Origin of the sequence: Achromobacter pulmonis (genome assembly GCF_021733725.1) — a bacterium.
Lineage (GTDB): Bacteria > Pseudomonadota > Gammaproteobacteria > Burkholderiales > Burkholderiaceae_B > Achromobacter > Achromobacter pulmonis.
Genome location: NZ_JAIFOT010000001.1, coordinates 4546635 through 4561833 on the forward strand (window position 1 = coordinate 4546635; position 15199 = coordinate 4561833).

Sequence of the window (15199 nt, forward strand, 5' to 3'; positions counted from 1 at the left end):
GCAGCGGAGAGACGGGATGGGAAGCCAGTCTATCAAAATCCCGCCCCGGCAACATTTATTGCATACGAAAATTGTCGGCGATCCGGCCGGGGGCGCCGGCCGCCTCGCGCAGGGATTGGCCGGCGCCGGCACGGGGGGGCGCCAGCGGCCCGCCGCGCCGCCGCCGCCGCCGCCGCGATCAGTTCTTGGCCATCAGGCCCAGATACTCGATCAGCCCTTTTTCCTTCACATAGGTGGTCTGCGCCCAGGCCTTGTAGTCGGCGCTGTTGCGGTAGGCCGGCTCCTGGTTCAGCTGCTTCATGACTTCCATGCTGGCCGGGTCGAACAGGGCCTTCTTGAAGGCGTCGTGCAGGGTCTTGACCACCGCGGGGTCCATGCCCTTGGGGCCGGCCAGGCCATAGGGCGAGGTCGACACGACCTTGTAGCCCAGTTCCTGCGCGGTGGGCACGTCAGGCCAGCGCGTGGTGCGTTTTTCGCCGAACGTCACCAGCAGCCGCATCTTGCCCGAGTCCACGAACTGGTCCCAGCCGGTGGCGTCGCTCTGTGCCATGACATGACCGCCCAGCAGCGCCTGCTGCATGTCGGCGTTGCCCTTGTAGGGCACGTGGTTGAGCTTGACCTTGGCGTTGATGGCGATTTCCTCGATCAACAGGTGCGGCGACGAACCGACCCCGGTCGAGCCATAGTCGATGGTGCCCGGGTTCTTGCGCGCGGCCTCGATGTACTCGTTGAACGTCTTGTAAGGCGAATCGGCGCGCACCGTGAAACCGAAGGTGTAGCCCGACAAGCCGATGATGAACGTGAAGTCGTTGATCGGGTCCCATGAGGTCTTCTGCATGTACGGCATGCGCAGCATCGCCAGCGTGTACAGGGCGATGGTGTAGCCGTCGGGCTTGGCGGTGCGTGACATGGTGGCCGTGCCCAGCGTGCCGCCGGCGCCGGGACGGTTTTCCACGATGACGGGCTGGCCCAGGTACTTGGATGCGTCCTGCGCCACGATGCGCAGGTGGCGGTCGGTGGAGCCGCCGGCCGGGAACGGCACGATCAGCGTGATGGGCTTGCTGGGAAAGGCGGTTTGCGCCAGGGCCGCGGGCGCCAGCGCGCCGCCGGCCAGCGTCAGCAGCAGGGCGCCCAGGCAGGCGCGGCGCAGGGGTTGGTGGGTCATGGGCTTGTCTCCGATGGTGTTGTTATGAAATACCGGTGATGGGCTGCCGGTCAGTCGCGCAAGGCGACCTTGACCGGCAGGCGGTGCAATGCCGCGCGCAACTGCTCCTTCAGTGGCGCGGGCAGGGTGGCGTCGAGTTCTACGGCGACGTCCGGCTGCGCGTCGGCCTGCACGCGCAGCAAAGGGCTGTCCGGCGGCAGGCCGGCCTGTTCGAGCAACGGCGCCGCCAGGGTCCGCACCGCCACGGCGGTGGCCAGGCGGCGCAGGTCGGGTTTGTAGATCTTGCCGACGTTGGTCATCGGCATGGTCTCGAGCACCACCACGCGCTTGGGCCGGGCGGGGGTCTCGTCGACATGGGCGGCGGCGTAGGCGATCAGCTCGGCCTCGGTCACCTCGGCATCCTCGGCCAGGGTGACGAAGGCGATCGGCAGTTCGCCCGCGTAGGGGTCGGGCGCGCCCACGGCGGCGCAGATGCGCACCGCCGGGTGCGAGGCCAGCGCGTCCTCGATGGTCTTGGGATCGATGTTGTGGCCGCCGCGGATGATCAGGTCCTTGGCGCGGCCCTGCAGGTGCAGGCGGCCGTCGGCATCGAGGAAACCGACGTCGCCGCTGATCAGCCAGCCGTCCTCGGTGAAGGCGCGGGCGGTGTCCTCGGGGTCGAGGAATCCGGGAATCACGTTGGGCGACTTGAACAGCAGCATGCCGGCCTGCCCCGGCGGCAGGTCGCGCGCCGGCTGGCCGGCGGGGGTGTCCAGGCCGACCACGCGCACTTGCACGTAGGGCAGCGGAAAGCCCACGCAGTTGACCGGGAAGCGTGAGCCGGGCGGGGTGATGGAGGTGATGCCGGCCATCTCCGTCATGCCCAGGCTTTCGTTCACATGCAGCCCGAACAGGCGTTCGAAGCGCGCCGCCAGTTCCGCCGGCAGCGGCGCAGCGCCGGTGCGACAGTAGCGCAGCGAGGAGATGTCGGCGCCATCCAGCGGGATCTCGGCCAGCGCCGCCAGGATGGTCGGCACGCCCTGCAGCGAGGTGGCGCGGTGGCGTTCGACCAGGCGCCAGTAGTTGCGCAGCACCTCGCGGTTGCGCAGCAGCAGCGTGGTCGGGATCACGGTCTGGACGCCGGCCGACAGCGCCGCCAGCGAGGCCGGCAGCACCCCGGCCACGTGGAACAGCGGATAGCCATTGATGACCACGTCGCCCGGCCCCGCGCCCTGTAGTTGCACGGCCGCCCAGGCCGTGAAGACCTGGTTGGCGTGGGTGTGGATGGCCAGCTTGGGCGCGCCGGTGGTGCCGCCGGTATGGAAATACGCGGCCACGTCCCCGGCGCGGATCACGCGTTCGCTCAACAGCCGGTCCGCCGGCTGGGCGGCGCGGGCGCTGTTGAAGTCGAGCGCGTGGTCCGGCAGGGCGGGGCGCCGCGACAGGGGCTCATCGTGCGGCGCCACGCGCAGCAGCGTGCGCAGGGTGGGCACGCGCTCGCGCAGCCGCAGCGCCTTGGACCAGGATTCGCATTCGGTGTCCGAACCATAGGCGATCAATACCTTGGCCTTGGCGGTGGTCAGCAGCGAGGCCAGCTTGTCTTCGGTCAGCAGCGGATTGAGCGGCTGCACGATGCCGGCGGCTTCGCCGCCCCACAGCGCCAGGTGGTATTCGAGGCAGCCGGGCAGCAGCACCCCGACCGCGTCCGCCGGGCCCAGCCCCAGGCTGTGCAGCAGGTTGGCGGTCTGGTGGATGCCGGCCAGCAGCTCGTCGTAGCTCCAGCTGATGGCCGCTTCGTCCGGATCGGCGCTGCGCAGGAAGGTCAGCGCGGTGCGCGCGCCGAAGGCGGCGGCCGAGTTGCGGAAGATCTCGTAGGTGCTTTGCACCGTCAGCGTCTCGGCCAGCGGCCGCGCCGCCAAGCGCCGCACGTCGTCGATGGAACGCACCGGAAACGGCGCGGCAAAGGGCGGGGCCGGGGGCGGGGCGGTGTAGGCCTGCGTCATGATGCCGTCCTCGCCGTTCACGCCCGCCCCAGCGCGATATAGCGCCGCAGGTGGTGGTCTTCATCGCCCAACTGGTGGTCGATCATCACCAGCCGCTTGGCGTAGTGCGCCAGCGGCAGTTCCCAGGTCATGCCGATGCCGCCGTGCAATTGGATGCTCTCTTCGGCCACCAGCGTGCCGATGCGGCCGATGGTGTACTTGGCGGCCGACAGCGCGCGTTCGCGCGTGACGCGGTCGGGGTGGTCGAGGGCGGCGGCGGCGTTGATGACCGCCGAGCGCGCCTGTTCGATTTCCAGCAGCACGTCGGCCATGCGGTGCTGCAGCGCCTGGAAGCTGCCGATCGGCACGCCGAACTGGCGCCGGGTGCGCAGGTATTCCAGGGTGGCGTCGCGGGCGCAGTCCATCGCGCCCACGGCCTCGGCGCACAGCGCCAGAATGCCGCGGCCGGTGGCATGCTCCAGCAGCGCGAAGCCGGCGCCGGCGTCGCCCAGCAGGCTGTCGGCGCCCAGCGCCACGTGCGCGAACGTCAGTTCCGCCGCGCGGCCGCCGTCGATCAAGTCGTAGCCGCGCGCGGCCAGGCCCGGCGTGCCGGCGCTGACCAGGAACAGGCTGATGCCGGCCTCGTCGTCCTCGGCGCCGGCGGTGCGCGCCGACACCAGGAACAGGTCGGCATGCTCGCCGCCCGTCACCACGGCCTTGGCGCCGTTCAGCACCCAGCCGTCGCCGCTGCGCTCGGCGCGCGCGCGCACTTCGTTCAGCGCGTAACCGGATTCGGGTTCGGCCGCGGCCAGCGCGGCGGTGATGTCGCCCGCGATCAGGCCGTCCAGCGCCTCGCGCTGCGCCGGCTTGCCGGCGCGGGCGATGGCGCTGCCGACCATCAGCGCGTCCAGGAACGGTTCCAGCACGAGGCCGCGGCCCAGCGCCTCGAACACCACGCTGATGTCGAAGCCCGCGCCGCCCAGGCCGCCGTGTTCCTCGGCGAACAGCGCGCCGATGGCGCCCAGTTCGGCATAGCGCCGCCAGAATTCGGGGTTGTAGCCTTGCGGCATCGTGGCGTGGCGTTCGCGCGTGGCGAAGTCGTATTGTTCGGCGACAAAGCGGCGCAGCATGTCCGAGAGCATGCGCCGGTCTTCGGTGTGTTCAAAGTTCATGGCCGGCCTTTACAGTCCCAGAATCATCTTGGAGATGATGTTCTTCTGGATTTCGTTGGAGCCGCCGAAGATCGACAGCTTGCGGTTGTTGAAGTACTGCGCCGCGGCGCTGTCGGCGCCCTCGGGGCCGATCGGCGCGGCGTCGTAGCCGTCGTGCAGGGCCGCGGCCACGAAGGGGCGGGCGTAGGGCCCCATGGCGCGGCGGTTCAGCGCCGTGATCTCCTGGCGTATCTGGGTACCGCGGATCTTCAGCATCGAGCTCTCGGCGCCGGGCGCGCCGCCGCCGGCCACCGCCGCCACTACGCGCAGGTTGGTGGTGCGCATGTTGGCCAGTTCGATCTCCACCCGCGCCAGGCGCGCGGCGAAGTCGGGGTCCTCGGCCAGCGGCCGGCCATGCTTCTTCTGGCTGGCGGCCACCGCCTTCAGACGCTCCAGCGCCGCGGTCGACTGGCCGACGCCGGCGATGTTGGTGCGCTCGTAGGTCAGCAGGTACTTGGCGCAGGTCCAGCCCCGGTTTTCCTCGCCCACCAGGTTCTCGACCGGCACCCGCACATCCGAGAAGAACACCTCGTTGACCTCGTGCTCGCCGTCCAGCGTGATGATGGGGCGCACCTGCACGCCCGGGCTGGCCATGTCGATCAGCAGGAAGCTGATGCCTTCCTGGCGCCGGCCCTCGCTGGAGGTGCGCACCAGGCAGAAGATCATGTTGGCGTACTGGCCCAGCGTGGTCCAGGTCTTCTGGCCGTTGACGATGTAGTGGTCGCCGTCGCGCACCGCGGTGGTCTTGACCGAGGCCAGGTCGGAGCCCGCGCCGGGCTCGGAGTAGCCCTGGCACCACCAGTCCGTGCCATCCAGGATGCGCGGCAGCCAATGGCGCTTCTGCGCCTCGTTGCCGTACTTGATCAGCACCGGGCCCAGCATGCTCAGGCCGAACGGCACGATGCGCGGCGCGCCGGCCAGCGCGCACTCGTTGTCGAAGATGTATTTCTGTGTGGCGCTCCAGCCGGTGCCGCCGTACTCCACCGGCCAGTGGCTGGCGAGCCAGCCCTGGCGGTTGAGGATGGCGTGCCATTCGACCATGTCGGCGCGCGTGAGCAGCTTGCCGTGCGTGACCTTGGCCGACAGGCGCGCCGGCAGGTGGGCGGCCAGGAAGGCGCGCACCTCGTCGCGGAAGGCGTTTTCTGCGGGGGTGAATTCCAGATCCATCGGGCGATTCCTCAGTAGATTTCGAACAGGCCGGCCGCGCCCATGCCGCCGCCCACGCACATGGTGACGACGGCGTAGCGCGCGCCGCGGCGGCGGCCTTCCAGCAGCACATGGCCGGCCAGGCGGGCGCCGGTGACGCCGAACGGGTGGCCCAGCGCGATCGAGCCGCCGTTCACGTTCAGCCGCTCCATCGGGATGCCCAGCCGTTCCTGGCAGTACAGGGCCTGCGAGGCGAAGGCCTCGTTCAGTTCCCACAAGTCGATGTCGTCGACCTTCAGGCCGTGGCGCGCCAGCAGCTTGGGCACGGCGTAGACCGGGCCGATGCCCATTTCGTCGGGTTCGCAGCCGGCGATCGCCAGGCCGCGGAAGGCGCCCAGCGGACGGATGCCGGCGCGCTGCGCCTCGGCCGCTTCCATCAGCACGCAGGCGGCCGCGCCGTCCGACAACTGCGAGGCGTTGCCTGCCGTCACGAACTGGTCCGGGCCGCGCACCGGCGCCAGCTTGGCCAGCGCCTCGACGGTGGTGCCGGGCCGGTTGCAGGTGTCCTGGTCCACGGTGACCTCGCGTTCCGACACGGCGCCGGTGGCGCGGTCGGTGACGGTCATGGTGGTGGTGACGGCGATGATCTCCTCGCGGTAGCGGCCGGCGGCCTGGGCGGCCTCCGTGCGCGCCTGGCTTTGCGCGGCGAAGCGGTCCTGCGCCTCGCGGCTGATGCCGTAGCGCGCGGCGACGATATCGGCGGTCTCGATCATGGGCAGGTAGAGTTCGGGCTTGTTGGCCACGATCCACGGGTCCATGCCGCTGACGCCGTCGTCGCGCGTGCGGATCTGCGAGACCAGCTCGACGCCGCCGGCGATCATGGCGGGCGCGCCGTCCATGACAATGCGCGCCGCGGCCGAGGCGATGGCCTGCAAGCCCGAAGCGCAGTAGCGGTTGACGGTGGCGCCGCCGATGCTGACCGGCAGGCCGGCGCGGATCACGGCCTGGCGGCCGATGTTGCGGCCGGTGGCGCCCTCGGGGTAGCCGCAGCCGATGAAGGCGTCCTCGATTTGAGCGGGGTCGATGCCGCTGCGTTCGACCGCGGCGCGCACCGCGTGGGCGGCCAGGGTCGGTCCGGCGATGAGGTTGAATTCGCCACGCTGCGCCTTGGTGATGGGCGTGCGGGCGGTGGAGACGATGACGGCTTCGCGCATGTCGGTTTCCGGTGAGTGTCCGTTGATGAATGGGGTCAGGCGGCCTGGTTCAGGCTGGAGAAGTCGCGGCCGGATTCGGCCAGTTCCACCAGCAGCGGCGACGGCTTCCAGAACGCCGGGTCTTCCTGGGCAAAGCTGCGGATGTCCGCCAGCACCTGGGCCAGTCCGACGCGGTCGGCATAGTGCATCGGGCCGCCGCGATGACGCGGAAAGCCGTAGCCGGACAGGAACACCATGTCGATGTCCGACGGCCGCAGCGCGATGCCCTGGTGCAGCACGTTGGCCGCCTCGTTGATCATGGCGGCCAGGTAGCGGCGCTGGATGTCCTCGATGCCGAAGGCGCGCGCGGTGACGCCGGCACGTTGGCGCTCGGCGTCGATGATGGCCAGCACTTCCGGGTCGGGCGTGCCTTGGCGCGCGCCATCGGGATACAGGTAGAAGCCGCGGCCGGTCTTCTGGCCGAACCAGCCGCGCTCGCACAGGCGGTCGGGGATCTGCACGTAGCGCAGCGCCGGATCGCGCGTGGCGGCGCGGCGCTTGCGGGTGGCCCAGCCGATGTCGCCGCCGGCCAGGTCGGCCATCTGGTACGGACCCATGGGGTAGCCGAAGTCGCGCACCGCCGCGTCGATCTCATAGGGCGAGGCGCCGTCCTCCATCATCATGTCGGCCGCCTGGCGGTGCACCGCCAGGATGCGATTGCCGATGAAGCCGTCGCAGACGCCGGCGCGCACCGGGATCTTGCGCAGGCGGCGCGCCAGTTCGAAGCCGGTGGCCACGGTGTCGGCGGCGGTCTGGCGGCCCACCACCACTTCCAGCAGCTTCATGATGTTGGCCGGCGAGAAGAAGTGCAGGCCCAGCACGTCCGCCGGGCTGCGCGTGGCCTGGGCGATGCGGTCCACGTCCAGGTATGAGGTATTGGTGGCCAGCACCGCGCCCGGCTTGGCCACGCGGTCCAGTTGCGCGAACACCGCCAGCTTGACGTCCATGTCCTCGAACACGGCTTCGATGATCAGGTCGGCCGCGCCCAGGGCGGCATAGTCGGTGGCGCCGGTCAGGCGCGCCAGGCGGGTGGCGCGTTCATCGGCCGTCATGCGGCCCTTGCCGACCAGCAGGTCGTAGACGTGCTCGACGCGCTGGCGACCGCGTGCCAGCGCGGCGGCGTCCTGTTCCACCATGATCACCGGCAGGCCCGCGTCCAGCACCGCCACGGCGATGCCCGCGCCCATGGTGCCGCCGCCGATCACGCCGACACTGTCGAGCCGGCGCGGCGCGGCTTGCTTCAATTCGGGGATCTTGGCGGTTTCGCGCTCGGCGAAAAAGGCGTGGACCAGGCCGGCGCGCTGCGGGCTGTCCAGGCATTGCAGGAACAGCGTGCGCTCGGCGCGCAGGCCCTCGTCGAACGGCAGTTCGACGGCGGCGCGCACGGCGTCCAGGATCTTGGCGGGCGAAAACAGGCCGCGCGTGCTGGCGGCGATGCGCTGGCCGGCGGCGTCCACCGCGGCCAGGGCGGCGGCCTTGTCGGCCAGCGCCTGGCCGTCGCGGCTGCGGCGCGGCGTGGCGCCTTCGGCCAGCAGCCGGCGGGTGTAGTCCAGACCGGCGACCAGCGGATCGGTGCCGGCCGCCAGTTCGTCGGCCAGCCCGGCCGCGACGGCGGCCTGCGCCGTCATCGGCTTGCCCGACAGCATCAGGTCCAGCGCCGCCGCGGCGCCGATCAGGCGCGGCGTACGCTGGGTGCCGCCGGCGCCGGGCAGCAGGCCCAGCGTCACTTCCGGCAGGCCCAGCTTGGCGCCGGGCAGCGCCACGCGGTAATGCGCCGCCAGCGCCACTTCCAGGCCACCGCCGAGCGCGGCGCCGTGCAGCGCGGCCACCACCGGCTTGGCGCAGGCTTCGATCTGGTTGCAGACATCGGGCAGGGCGGGCGGACGCGGCGGCTTGCCGAATTCGCGGATATCGGCGCCGGCGATGAAGTTGTTGCCGGCGCCGGTCAACAGCACGGCCCGCACCTGCGGCTCGCCCTGGGCCTGCTCGATGGCGCGCGCCAGACCGGCGCGCACGTCGGCGCTGAGGGCATTGACGGGGGGATGATCGATGGTGACGACAAGAATGTCGCCGTCGCGGCGCGTATGCACCGCGCCGGCGGGTGCGCTGGCTGTCATGGGACAGTGTCTCCGTTAAGGTCGCCGCCCGCGCCGGCCGGGCCGGGGCGGATCGACCGGGCCGAGCGGACTCGGCGGATCGGCGCGCCCCGGAGCGGACGCGGCGCCGTCGCGGCGCCTGGCGGGCCAGGAACGGCCCGTCTTGTATCTGCGTATTCTTTCCCAGCAAAGAAGTCTTGACAATGCCATCAATAATTGACATTGACGATAAAAAAAATTGACAATCGCCGTCGGGGTGACGGGTTCCAGGGGGAAATGCCGGCCGCCCCGGGAGATTCGATATGGACACGAAAGCGCTGACCCTGCTGGTGGAGATCCTGGACGCCGGCAACCTGAGCGAAGCCGCGCGCCGCCTGAAGATGACGCGGGCCAACGTCAGCTATCACCTGACCCAGTTGGAACGCGCGGTCGGCATGCAACTGCTGCGGCGCACGACGCGCCACGTCGAGCCCACCGAGATCGGCCTGAAGCTGTACCAGCACGGCCGCAGCATCCAGGACGAACTGGCGGCCGCGCGCGAAGCGGTCGAGTCCCTGGGCAAGACGCCGCAGGGCAAGGTGCGGCTGAGCGTGCCCAGCGGTTACGGCCAGTTCGTGATGACCCCGTGGCTGCTGGAATTCAAGCGCGCCTACCCGGACATCGTGCTGGACGTGCTGTTCGAGAACAGCGTCGACGACCTGCTGCGCGACGAGGTCGACATCGCCGTGCGCATCATGTCCGAGCCGCCGCACAACCTGGTGGCGCGCGAACTGGGCCAGGTGCGCTACGTGGCCTGCGCCTCGCCCGCTTTCGTGCGCGAGCGCGGTCTGCCGGACAAGCCGGCCGAGCTGGCGCGCCTGCCGGTCATCAGCGCCGCCGTCATCGGCCGGCCGCTGCGGCTGTCGGCCTATTACGGCGGCCAGCCGCGCCAGCACGTGGTGCTGGAGCCCACCATCATCTCGCGCAACTACGCTTTCCTGCGCGACGCCATGCTGGCCGGGCTGGGCATCGGCGTGGTGCCGGACTACGTGGTGCATGACGACATCGCGCGCGGCGACCTGATCGCCGCTTTGCCGCAATGGCGCCTCAGCATCTTCGGCCGCGGCATGTACATGCTGTACATGCCCAACCGCCACCATCCGCGCGCCATCGCGATGATGATCGAATTCATCCAGCAGCGCGCCCGGGCCGCGCACGAAGGGCGGCCCGGGCTGTTGGGCGCGGCATAGGGCAGGCCGGCCCGGGCGCTGCGCGGCCGGGTCTGGCCGCTCGCCGCGACCGATCAATCAACGCCTGTCAACGCAGCATTGGCAGGCTGCCGCTCAGGGCATTGACCCAGCGCCGGGGCCCGGCCAGGCCCACGCCAAGCAGCGGCTGGTCGCGATGCGAGGTCTGCCGATGCCGGGTCCAGTATTCGGCGGCCTCGTGGATCTGGCGCGCATACGCCGGAAACAGCGTCATGCAGGCGCCATCCGGCAGCGGCTGCGCCAGCCGCTCGCGCAACTGCGCCATGCGGGGTTTGTCGGCCGTCAGCACGATGATGGGCAGGTGCGAGATCGCCGCCGACGCCATGCCATCGGCATCGCGCAAGGGCTCACCTGCCCAGGCGGCCTGCCGCGCCGCCAGGCCGGCGGCCAGGCAGGCCGAGGCGTTGGCGGCCTGGCCCTGGTCCAGCCCCGCCGCCAGCACGATCACGACTTTGTCTGGCTGGGCGGGGGCGAGGGGGGCGGGTTGGACAGTCATGCGGGGCTCCTGGGCAAAAAGCGCCATGGTCCGCCGCTGCGCCGCCGCTGTCTTGAACGCCTGTGAACGCGCCCCGGCACATCGCTACCCGCGCCGCGCCAGGGCGCGGGCGCCGGCATACACCGCCGCCGCGCCCAGCTCGCGCTCGATGCGCAGCAGGCGGTTGTACTTGGCGGTGCGGTCGGCGCGCGACAGCGAGCCGGTCTTGATCATGCCGCAATTGGCCGCCACCGCCAGGTCGGCGATGCTGGTGTCTTCGGTTTCGCCGGAACGGTGCGACATGACCACGCCATAGCCGGCCTGGCGCGCCAGCGCCAGCACGCGCCAGGTTTCGCTGAGCGTGCCGACCTGGTTGATCTTGACCAGGATCGCGTTGCCGATGCCCTGTTCGATGCCGGTCTGGAACAGCCACGGTTGGGTGCAGAACACGTCATCGCCCACCAACTGGCAGGCGCTGCCCAGCGTCGCGCCCAGCACCTTCCAGCCGACCGTGTCGTCCTCGGCCATGCCGTCCTCGATCGACACGATGGGGTAGTCGCGCACCAGGCCGGCCAGGTACTGCACCTGCTGCTCGGCGCTGCGCAGCAGGTTTTCGCCTCGATAGCGGTAGCCGTCGGCGCCGTGCAATTCGCTGGCGGCCGGGTCCAGCGCCAGCGCGACGTCGGTGCCAGGACGCAGGCCGGCGCGTTCGATCGCCGCCATGATGAAGTCCAGCGCTTCGGGCGCGTTGCGCAGCATCGGCGCGAAGCCGCCTTCATCGCCCACGTTGACGCTGTGGCCGGCGGCCTTGAGCGCCAGACGCAGCGTGTGGAAGACCTCCGCGCCCATGCGCAGGGCTTCGCGCAAGCTGTCCGCGCCCACCGGCAAAATCATGAATTCCTGGAAATCGAGCGGATTGTCGGCGTGCGCGCCGCCGTTGATGATGTTGATCATCGGCACGGGCAGGGTTTGCGCCTGCATGCCGCCCACGTGACGCCACAGCGGCAGCCTCTGGCTGGCGGCCGCCGCGCGCGCCACCGCCAGCGACACGCCCAGCAGGGCGTTGGCGCCCAGCCGGCTTTTGTCGGGCGTGCCGTCCAGCGCGATCATGCGCTGGTCGATATGGGCCTGCTGATCGGCCGGCAGGCCGAGCAGCGCCGGGCGCAGCGTCGTGTTGACCGCCTCGACCGCGCCGAGCACGCCCCTGCCCAGGTAGCGGGCGCGGTCGCCGTCGCGCCGTTCCCGCGCCTCGCGCTTGCCGGTGGAGGCGCCCGATGGCACCAGCGCCAGGCCATGGGCGCCGTCGTCCAGGCGCACCTCGACTTCGACGGTGGGGTTGCCGCGGCTGTCCAGGGCTTCGTGGGCGGCCAGGTGAGTGATCTGCATGGGGGGCTCCGAGGGGGTGGAAGATCGTCAGGTAAATCAAATAAATGAAATCGTTGCCGGCCCGGCGCCGCCATGTCGATGGGGGTTCCAGGCCCGGATTCAATGCCGCCATGCTAAAAACAGGCCTGCCCGCCGACAATGCAGTTTTTCTGCTACTTCGTCAGTTTTCCTGACCAATAACCATGCGCCAGCTTCCACCCCTGTCCGCCGTCCGCGCCTTCGAGGCCATCGCCCGCAGCGGTTCGGTCACGCGCGCCGCCGAGGAACTGTGCCGCAGCCATGGCGCGATCAGCCGCCATCTGCGCCTGCTGCAGGAACACGCCGGCGTGGCGCTGTTCGAAAAGGACGGCACCGGCCTGCGCCTGACGCAGGCTGGCGCCACCTTCTACGCCGCGGTGCGGGCGGCCTTCGACCAGTTGGAAAACGCCTACGAACGCCTGGCGCGCGAGTCGCAGGCGCCCGGGCTGCACGTGGCCTGCAGCGCCACCTTCGCCATGCGCTGGCTGGTGCCGCAACTGGCCGTGTTCTACCGCAAGCATCCCGAGATCCGCATCCGCCTGTCGATGACCTCGGCGCGCGAGATGCGCAACGAAGGCGCCGACCTGATCCTGGCCTGGGACCTGTCCGGCTACGCCGAGGCCGACCGGCGCCGGGCGTTGGCGCTGGCGCCGGTGCGCTTCGGCGCGGTCTGCACGCCGGCCTATGCGCGCAGGAAGCCGGCCGCGCGCGCCCGCATTGCGCATGAATACACCTCCAGCGCCTGGGACCAATGGGAGGCCATCACCGGCCAGCCGGCAGCGCTGGGCGACACATTGGCGTTCCCGCATACCCACTTGTGCATCGAAGCGGCGCTCTCGGGCCTGGGAGTGGCCCTGGTCGAGCGGCGCCTGATCGCGCGCGAATTGCAGGACGGCCTGCTGGTGGCGCCCCATGGCTTCGTGCCCTTCGAGGGCGGCCTGTGCGCGGTGCCGGCCGCCGGCCGCGCGCGCACCGCCCATGCCGACGCCTTCATCGCCTGGCTGCGCGGCGCGCTGGCCGGCGACGGCGACTGACGCCGCGGCCGGCCCGCTTGGTATGCTGGGCGGGCATTTGCGCTGGAGATTCCATGACCGAGACGCCGCCTTCCGCCAGTCCCTCCGCCAACGCGTTCGCCCCCCGTTCGGCGCTGGCATCGCAGGCGCGCCGCGCGCAGCTGCGGCGCATGAAGATCCTGGCGCTGGCGCTGCTGGCGGCCATGATCAGCGGTTTCATCACCAGCCACCTGATGGGCGGGCAGGGCGCCTGGGCCTGGGTGCGGGCCTTCTGCGAAGCGGCCACGGTGGGCGCGCTGGCCGACTGGTTCGCGGTGGTGGCGCTGTTTCGCCGGCCCATGGGCCTGCCGATTCCGCACACCGCCATCATTCCCAGCAACAAGGATCGCATCGGCGACAACCTGGCGGTGTTCGTGCGCGACCACTTCCTCGATCCGGACGCGCTGATGGAAAAGCTGCGCGGCTTCGACCCGGCCGCGCGCCTGTCGCGCTGGCTGGCGCGGCCCAGGCAGGCGCGCGCGCTCAGCGACGGCGCGCGCCGGGTGGCCTTGCAGACGCTGGACCTGCTGGATGACCAGGCGGTGCGTGGCGTCATCCAGGAATTCGTGGTGAAGAACCTGCGGCGCTGGGACGCGGCCGGCACCGCCGGCGAGGTGTTGGGCCTGCTGACGCGCGATGGCCGCCACCAGCAATTGCTGGACGCGGCGATGGAGCGCCTGGGCGGCTACCTGGGCGACGAGGACGTCAAGGAGCGCGCCTCGGCGCTGCTGGTGAAGTTCGCGCGCAAGGAGTGGCCGCGCATCATCAAGGCGGTGGATGTGATCGGCTCGGTCGAGGGCATCGCCGACAACCTGGCCGACCGCCTGGCGCGGGCGCTGGTGCAGGAACTGCGCGACGTGCTGTCGGAGCCGGACCACCCGGTGCGGCGCGACTATGAGGCCTGGGTGCTGGACTACATCGCGCGCCTGCGGACCGACCCGGCACTGGCCGCGCAGGTCGAAGCCATGAAGCAGCGCGCCATCGACCACCCCCAGGTGCAGGAGTATGTGCAGGGGCTGTGGGACGACATCCATGCGGCGCTGCGGCGCGACCTGAGCGACGAACAGTCGGCCTTGGCGGCGCACCTGGAAAGCGCCTTGCTGGCGCTGGCGCGCAAACTGGGCGAAGACCCGGCGCTGCGCGAGGCCATCAACGGCCATGTGCTGGGCGCGGCGCGCCGGCTGACCGGACGGCTGCGCATCGGCGTGACCGAACACATCGCGCGCACCGTCAAATTGTGGGACGAACGCCACCTGGTCGACGAGCTGGAACTGAGCGTAGGGCGCGACCTGCAATACATCCGCTTCAACGGCACGCTGGTCGGCGGCCTGATCGGCGTGTTGCTGCACGCGGCGGTGTTGCTGGCGGCGGGCTAGGGGGCTGTTTCCCCACCCTGACATACACCTCGCGCGGGCCGGTCATCGAGCGCCAGGCAGGGCGCGGTCGCCGTCGCGCATTTACGGACGTATCCGATGTATCAGGAACGAAGATTGCTGGCGAAGCGCCTTGGCGCGGTGCTATTGTCGTTGGCAGTCCCCGGGCCTGCCCGGCGGGTTCCGGGACGACCGCCGCCCGGCCGGGCGGCCCGTATCACGCGCATCACTCCCAGGAGGCAAGTCCATGAAGAAATTCTCGATCCTCATTGCAACATTGGCGCTGGCCGGCGGTTCGGCCGTCGCCCAGGCCGAGAGCGTCACGATGTCATTCCTGAACGACGACGGCTCCGTGGGCAAGAGCGCCGGCACCATCACGCTGGAACAGACCAAGCAAGGCCTGAAGTTCACCCCCAAGCTGATGGGCCTGCCGCCCGGCGAGCACGGTTTCCATGTGCATGAAAAGGGATCCTGCGCGTCGACCACGGTCGATGGCAAGGTGGTGCCGGGCGGCGCCGCGGGCGGCCACCTGGACCCCCACAACACCAAGGCGCACAAGGGGCCCCTGGCCACCGATGGCCACCTGGGCGACCTGCCCTTCATCACGGTGGCGGCCGACGGTTCGGCCAAGACCGCCGTGGTGGCGCCGCGCCTGAAGCTGGCCGATGTGAAGCAGCGCGCGCTGATGATCCACGTGGGCGCCGACAACTACAGCGATACTCCCAAGCCGTTGGGCGGCGGGGGCGGGCGCATGATCTGCGGCGTGATCAAGTAAACGGCGCGCGCCACGCAAAACGCATGACGGGCGCGGCGGGG

General features: G+C 70.5%; 12 protein-coding genes. 4 read left to right on the forward strand and 8 right to left on the reverse strand.

The window, feature by feature from the left end; all coding sequences use genetic code 11:
- Positions 1-178 precede the first annotated feature (178 nt).
- Genes K2W61_RS20850 through K2W61_RS20875 form a run of 6 tightly spaced genes read right to left on the reverse strand, consistent with a single transcriptional unit; the run spans position 179 to position 8853 of the window.
- Positions 179-1165 carry a tripartite tricarboxylate transporter substrate binding protein gene (locus K2W61_RS20850; RefSeq protein ID WP_175135487.1) on the reverse strand — a complete coding sequence of 329 codons (987 nt, stop codon included), beginning with the start codon at positions 1163-1165 and terminating at the stop codon, positions 179-181.
- Between the two features lie 50 nt (positions 1166-1215).
- Positions 1216-3147 (reverse strand): acyl-CoA synthetase, encoded by a 1932-nt coding sequence (locus K2W61_RS20855; RefSeq protein ID WP_236756453.1) that lies wholly within the window; start codon positions 3145-3147, stop codon positions 1216-1218.
- A gap of 17 nt (positions 3148-3164) precedes the next feature.
- Entirely contained in the window at positions 3165-4298 is a 1134-nt protein-coding gene (locus K2W61_RS20860; protein ID WP_236756454.1) for an acyl-CoA dehydrogenase family protein, read from the reverse strand.
- 9 nt (positions 4299-4307) lie between these two features.
- A complete protein-coding gene (locus tag K2W61_RS20865) occupies positions 4308-5504 on the reverse strand; it encodes an acyl-CoA dehydrogenase family protein (protein WP_236756455.1) in 1197 nt (398 codons plus the stop codon).
- Positions 5505-5515: 11 nt separating this feature from the next.
- Positions 5516-6697, reverse strand: coding sequence for an acetyl-CoA C-acyltransferase (locus K2W61_RS20870; protein ID WP_175135491.1), 1182 nt, complete (start codon positions 6695-6697; stop codon positions 5516-5518).
- 35 nt (positions 6698-6732) lie between these two features.
- Positions 6733-8853, reverse strand: a complete 2121-nt coding sequence (locus K2W61_RS20875; RefSeq protein WP_236756456.1) for a 3-hydroxyacyl-CoA dehydrogenase NAD-binding domain-containing protein — start codon at positions 8851-8853, stop codon at positions 6733-6735.
- Positions 8854-9134: 281 nt separating this feature from the next.
- Between K2W61_RS20875 and K2W61_RS20880 the strand changes: the two genes are divergently transcribed.
- Entirely contained in the window at positions 9135-10061 is a 927-nt protein-coding gene (locus K2W61_RS20880) for a LysR family transcriptional regulator (RefSeq protein WP_175135493.1), read from the forward strand.
- A 67-nt stretch (positions 10062-10128) separates the two neighbouring features.
- On the opposite strand, the gene K2W61_RS20885 is transcribed toward K2W61_RS20880, so the two are convergent.
- Both K2W61_RS20885 and eno read right to left on the reverse strand, forming a co-directional pair.
- Positions 10129-10575 (reverse strand): DUF2000 family protein, encoded by a 447-nt coding sequence (locus tag K2W61_RS20885; RefSeq protein WP_236756457.1) that lies wholly within the window; start codon positions 10573-10575, stop codon positions 10129-10131.
- A gap of 84 nt (positions 10576-10659) precedes the next feature.
- Entirely contained in the window at positions 10660-11940 is a 1281-nt protein-coding gene (gene eno / locus K2W61_RS20890) for a phosphopyruvate hydratase (RefSeq protein ID WP_175139751.1), read from the reverse strand.
- Positions 11941-12122: 182 nt separating this feature from the next.
- Here eno and K2W61_RS20895 point away from each other — a divergent pair, with 182 nt between their 5' ends.
- The 3 genes from K2W61_RS20895 to sodC all read left to right on the forward strand — a co-directional run bounded on the left by K2W61_RS20895 (position 12123) and on the right by sodC (position 15158).
- Entirely contained in the window at positions 12123-12992 is an 870-nt protein-coding gene (locus tag K2W61_RS20895) for a LysR substrate-binding domain-containing protein (RefSeq protein ID WP_175135496.1), read from the forward strand.
- A gap of 149 nt (positions 12993-13141) precedes the next feature.
- On the forward strand, positions 13142-14386 hold the full coding sequence (locus tag K2W61_RS20900) for a DUF445 domain-containing protein (RefSeq protein WP_175140095.1): 1245 nt from the start codon (positions 13142-13144) through the stop codon (positions 14384-14386).
- A 244-nt stretch (positions 14387-14630) separates the two neighbouring features.
- Positions 14631-15158, forward strand: coding sequence for a superoxide dismutase family protein (gene sodC / locus K2W61_RS20905; RefSeq protein WP_175135497.1), 528 nt, complete (start codon positions 14631-14633; stop codon positions 15156-15158).
- Positions 15159-15199 lie beyond the last annotated feature (41 nt).

What these genes read in the sequence shown, in the direction of transcription:
- K2W61_RS20850 (WP_175135487.1), bottom strand. Translation starts at nt 1,165, where the DNA reads ATGACCCACCAACCCCTGCGCCGCGCCTGCCTGGGCGCCCTGCTGCTG.
- K2W61_RS20855 (WP_236756453.1), bottom strand. Translation starts at nt 3,147, where the DNA reads ATGACGCAGGCCTACACCGCCCCGCCCCCGGCCCCGCCCTTTGCCGCG.
- K2W61_RS20860 (WP_236756454.1), bottom strand. Translation starts at nt 4,298, where the DNA reads ATGAACTTTGAACACACCGAAGACCGGCGCATGCTCTCGGACATGCTG.
- K2W61_RS20865 (WP_236756455.1), bottom strand. Translation starts at nt 5,504, where the DNA reads ATGGATCTGGAATTCACCCCCGCAGAAAACGCCTTCCGCGACGAGGTG.
- K2W61_RS20870 (WP_175135491.1), bottom strand. Translation starts at nt 6,697, where the DNA reads ATGCGCGAAGCCGTCATCGTCTCCACCGCCCGCACGCCCATCACCAAG.
- K2W61_RS20875 (WP_236756456.1), bottom strand. Translation starts at nt 8,853, where the DNA reads ATGACAGCCAGCGCACCCGCCGGCGCGGTGCATACGCGCCGCGACGGC.
- K2W61_RS20880 (WP_175135493.1), top strand. Translation starts at nt 9,135, where the DNA reads ATGGACACGAAAGCGCTGACCCTGCTGGTGGAGATCCTGGACGCCGGC.
- K2W61_RS20885 (WP_236756457.1), bottom strand. Translation starts at nt 10,575, where the DNA reads ATGACTGTCCAACCCGCCCCCCTCGCCCCCGCCCAGCCAGACAAAGTC.
- eno (WP_175139751.1), bottom strand. Translation starts at nt 11,940, where the DNA reads ATGCAGATCACTCACCTGGCCGCCCACGAAGCCCTGGACAGCCGCGGC.
- K2W61_RS20895 (WP_175135496.1), top strand. Translation starts at nt 12,123, where the DNA reads ATGCGCCAGCTTCCACCCCTGTCCGCCGTCCGCGCCTTCGAGGCCATC.
- K2W61_RS20900 (WP_175140095.1), top strand. Translation starts at nt 13,142, where the DNA reads ATGAAGATCCTGGCGCTGGCGCTGCTGGCGGCCATGATCAGCGGTTTC.
- sodC (WP_175135497.1), top strand. Translation starts at nt 14,631, where the DNA reads ATGAAGAAATTCTCGATCCTCATTGCAACATTGGCGCTGGCCGGCGGT.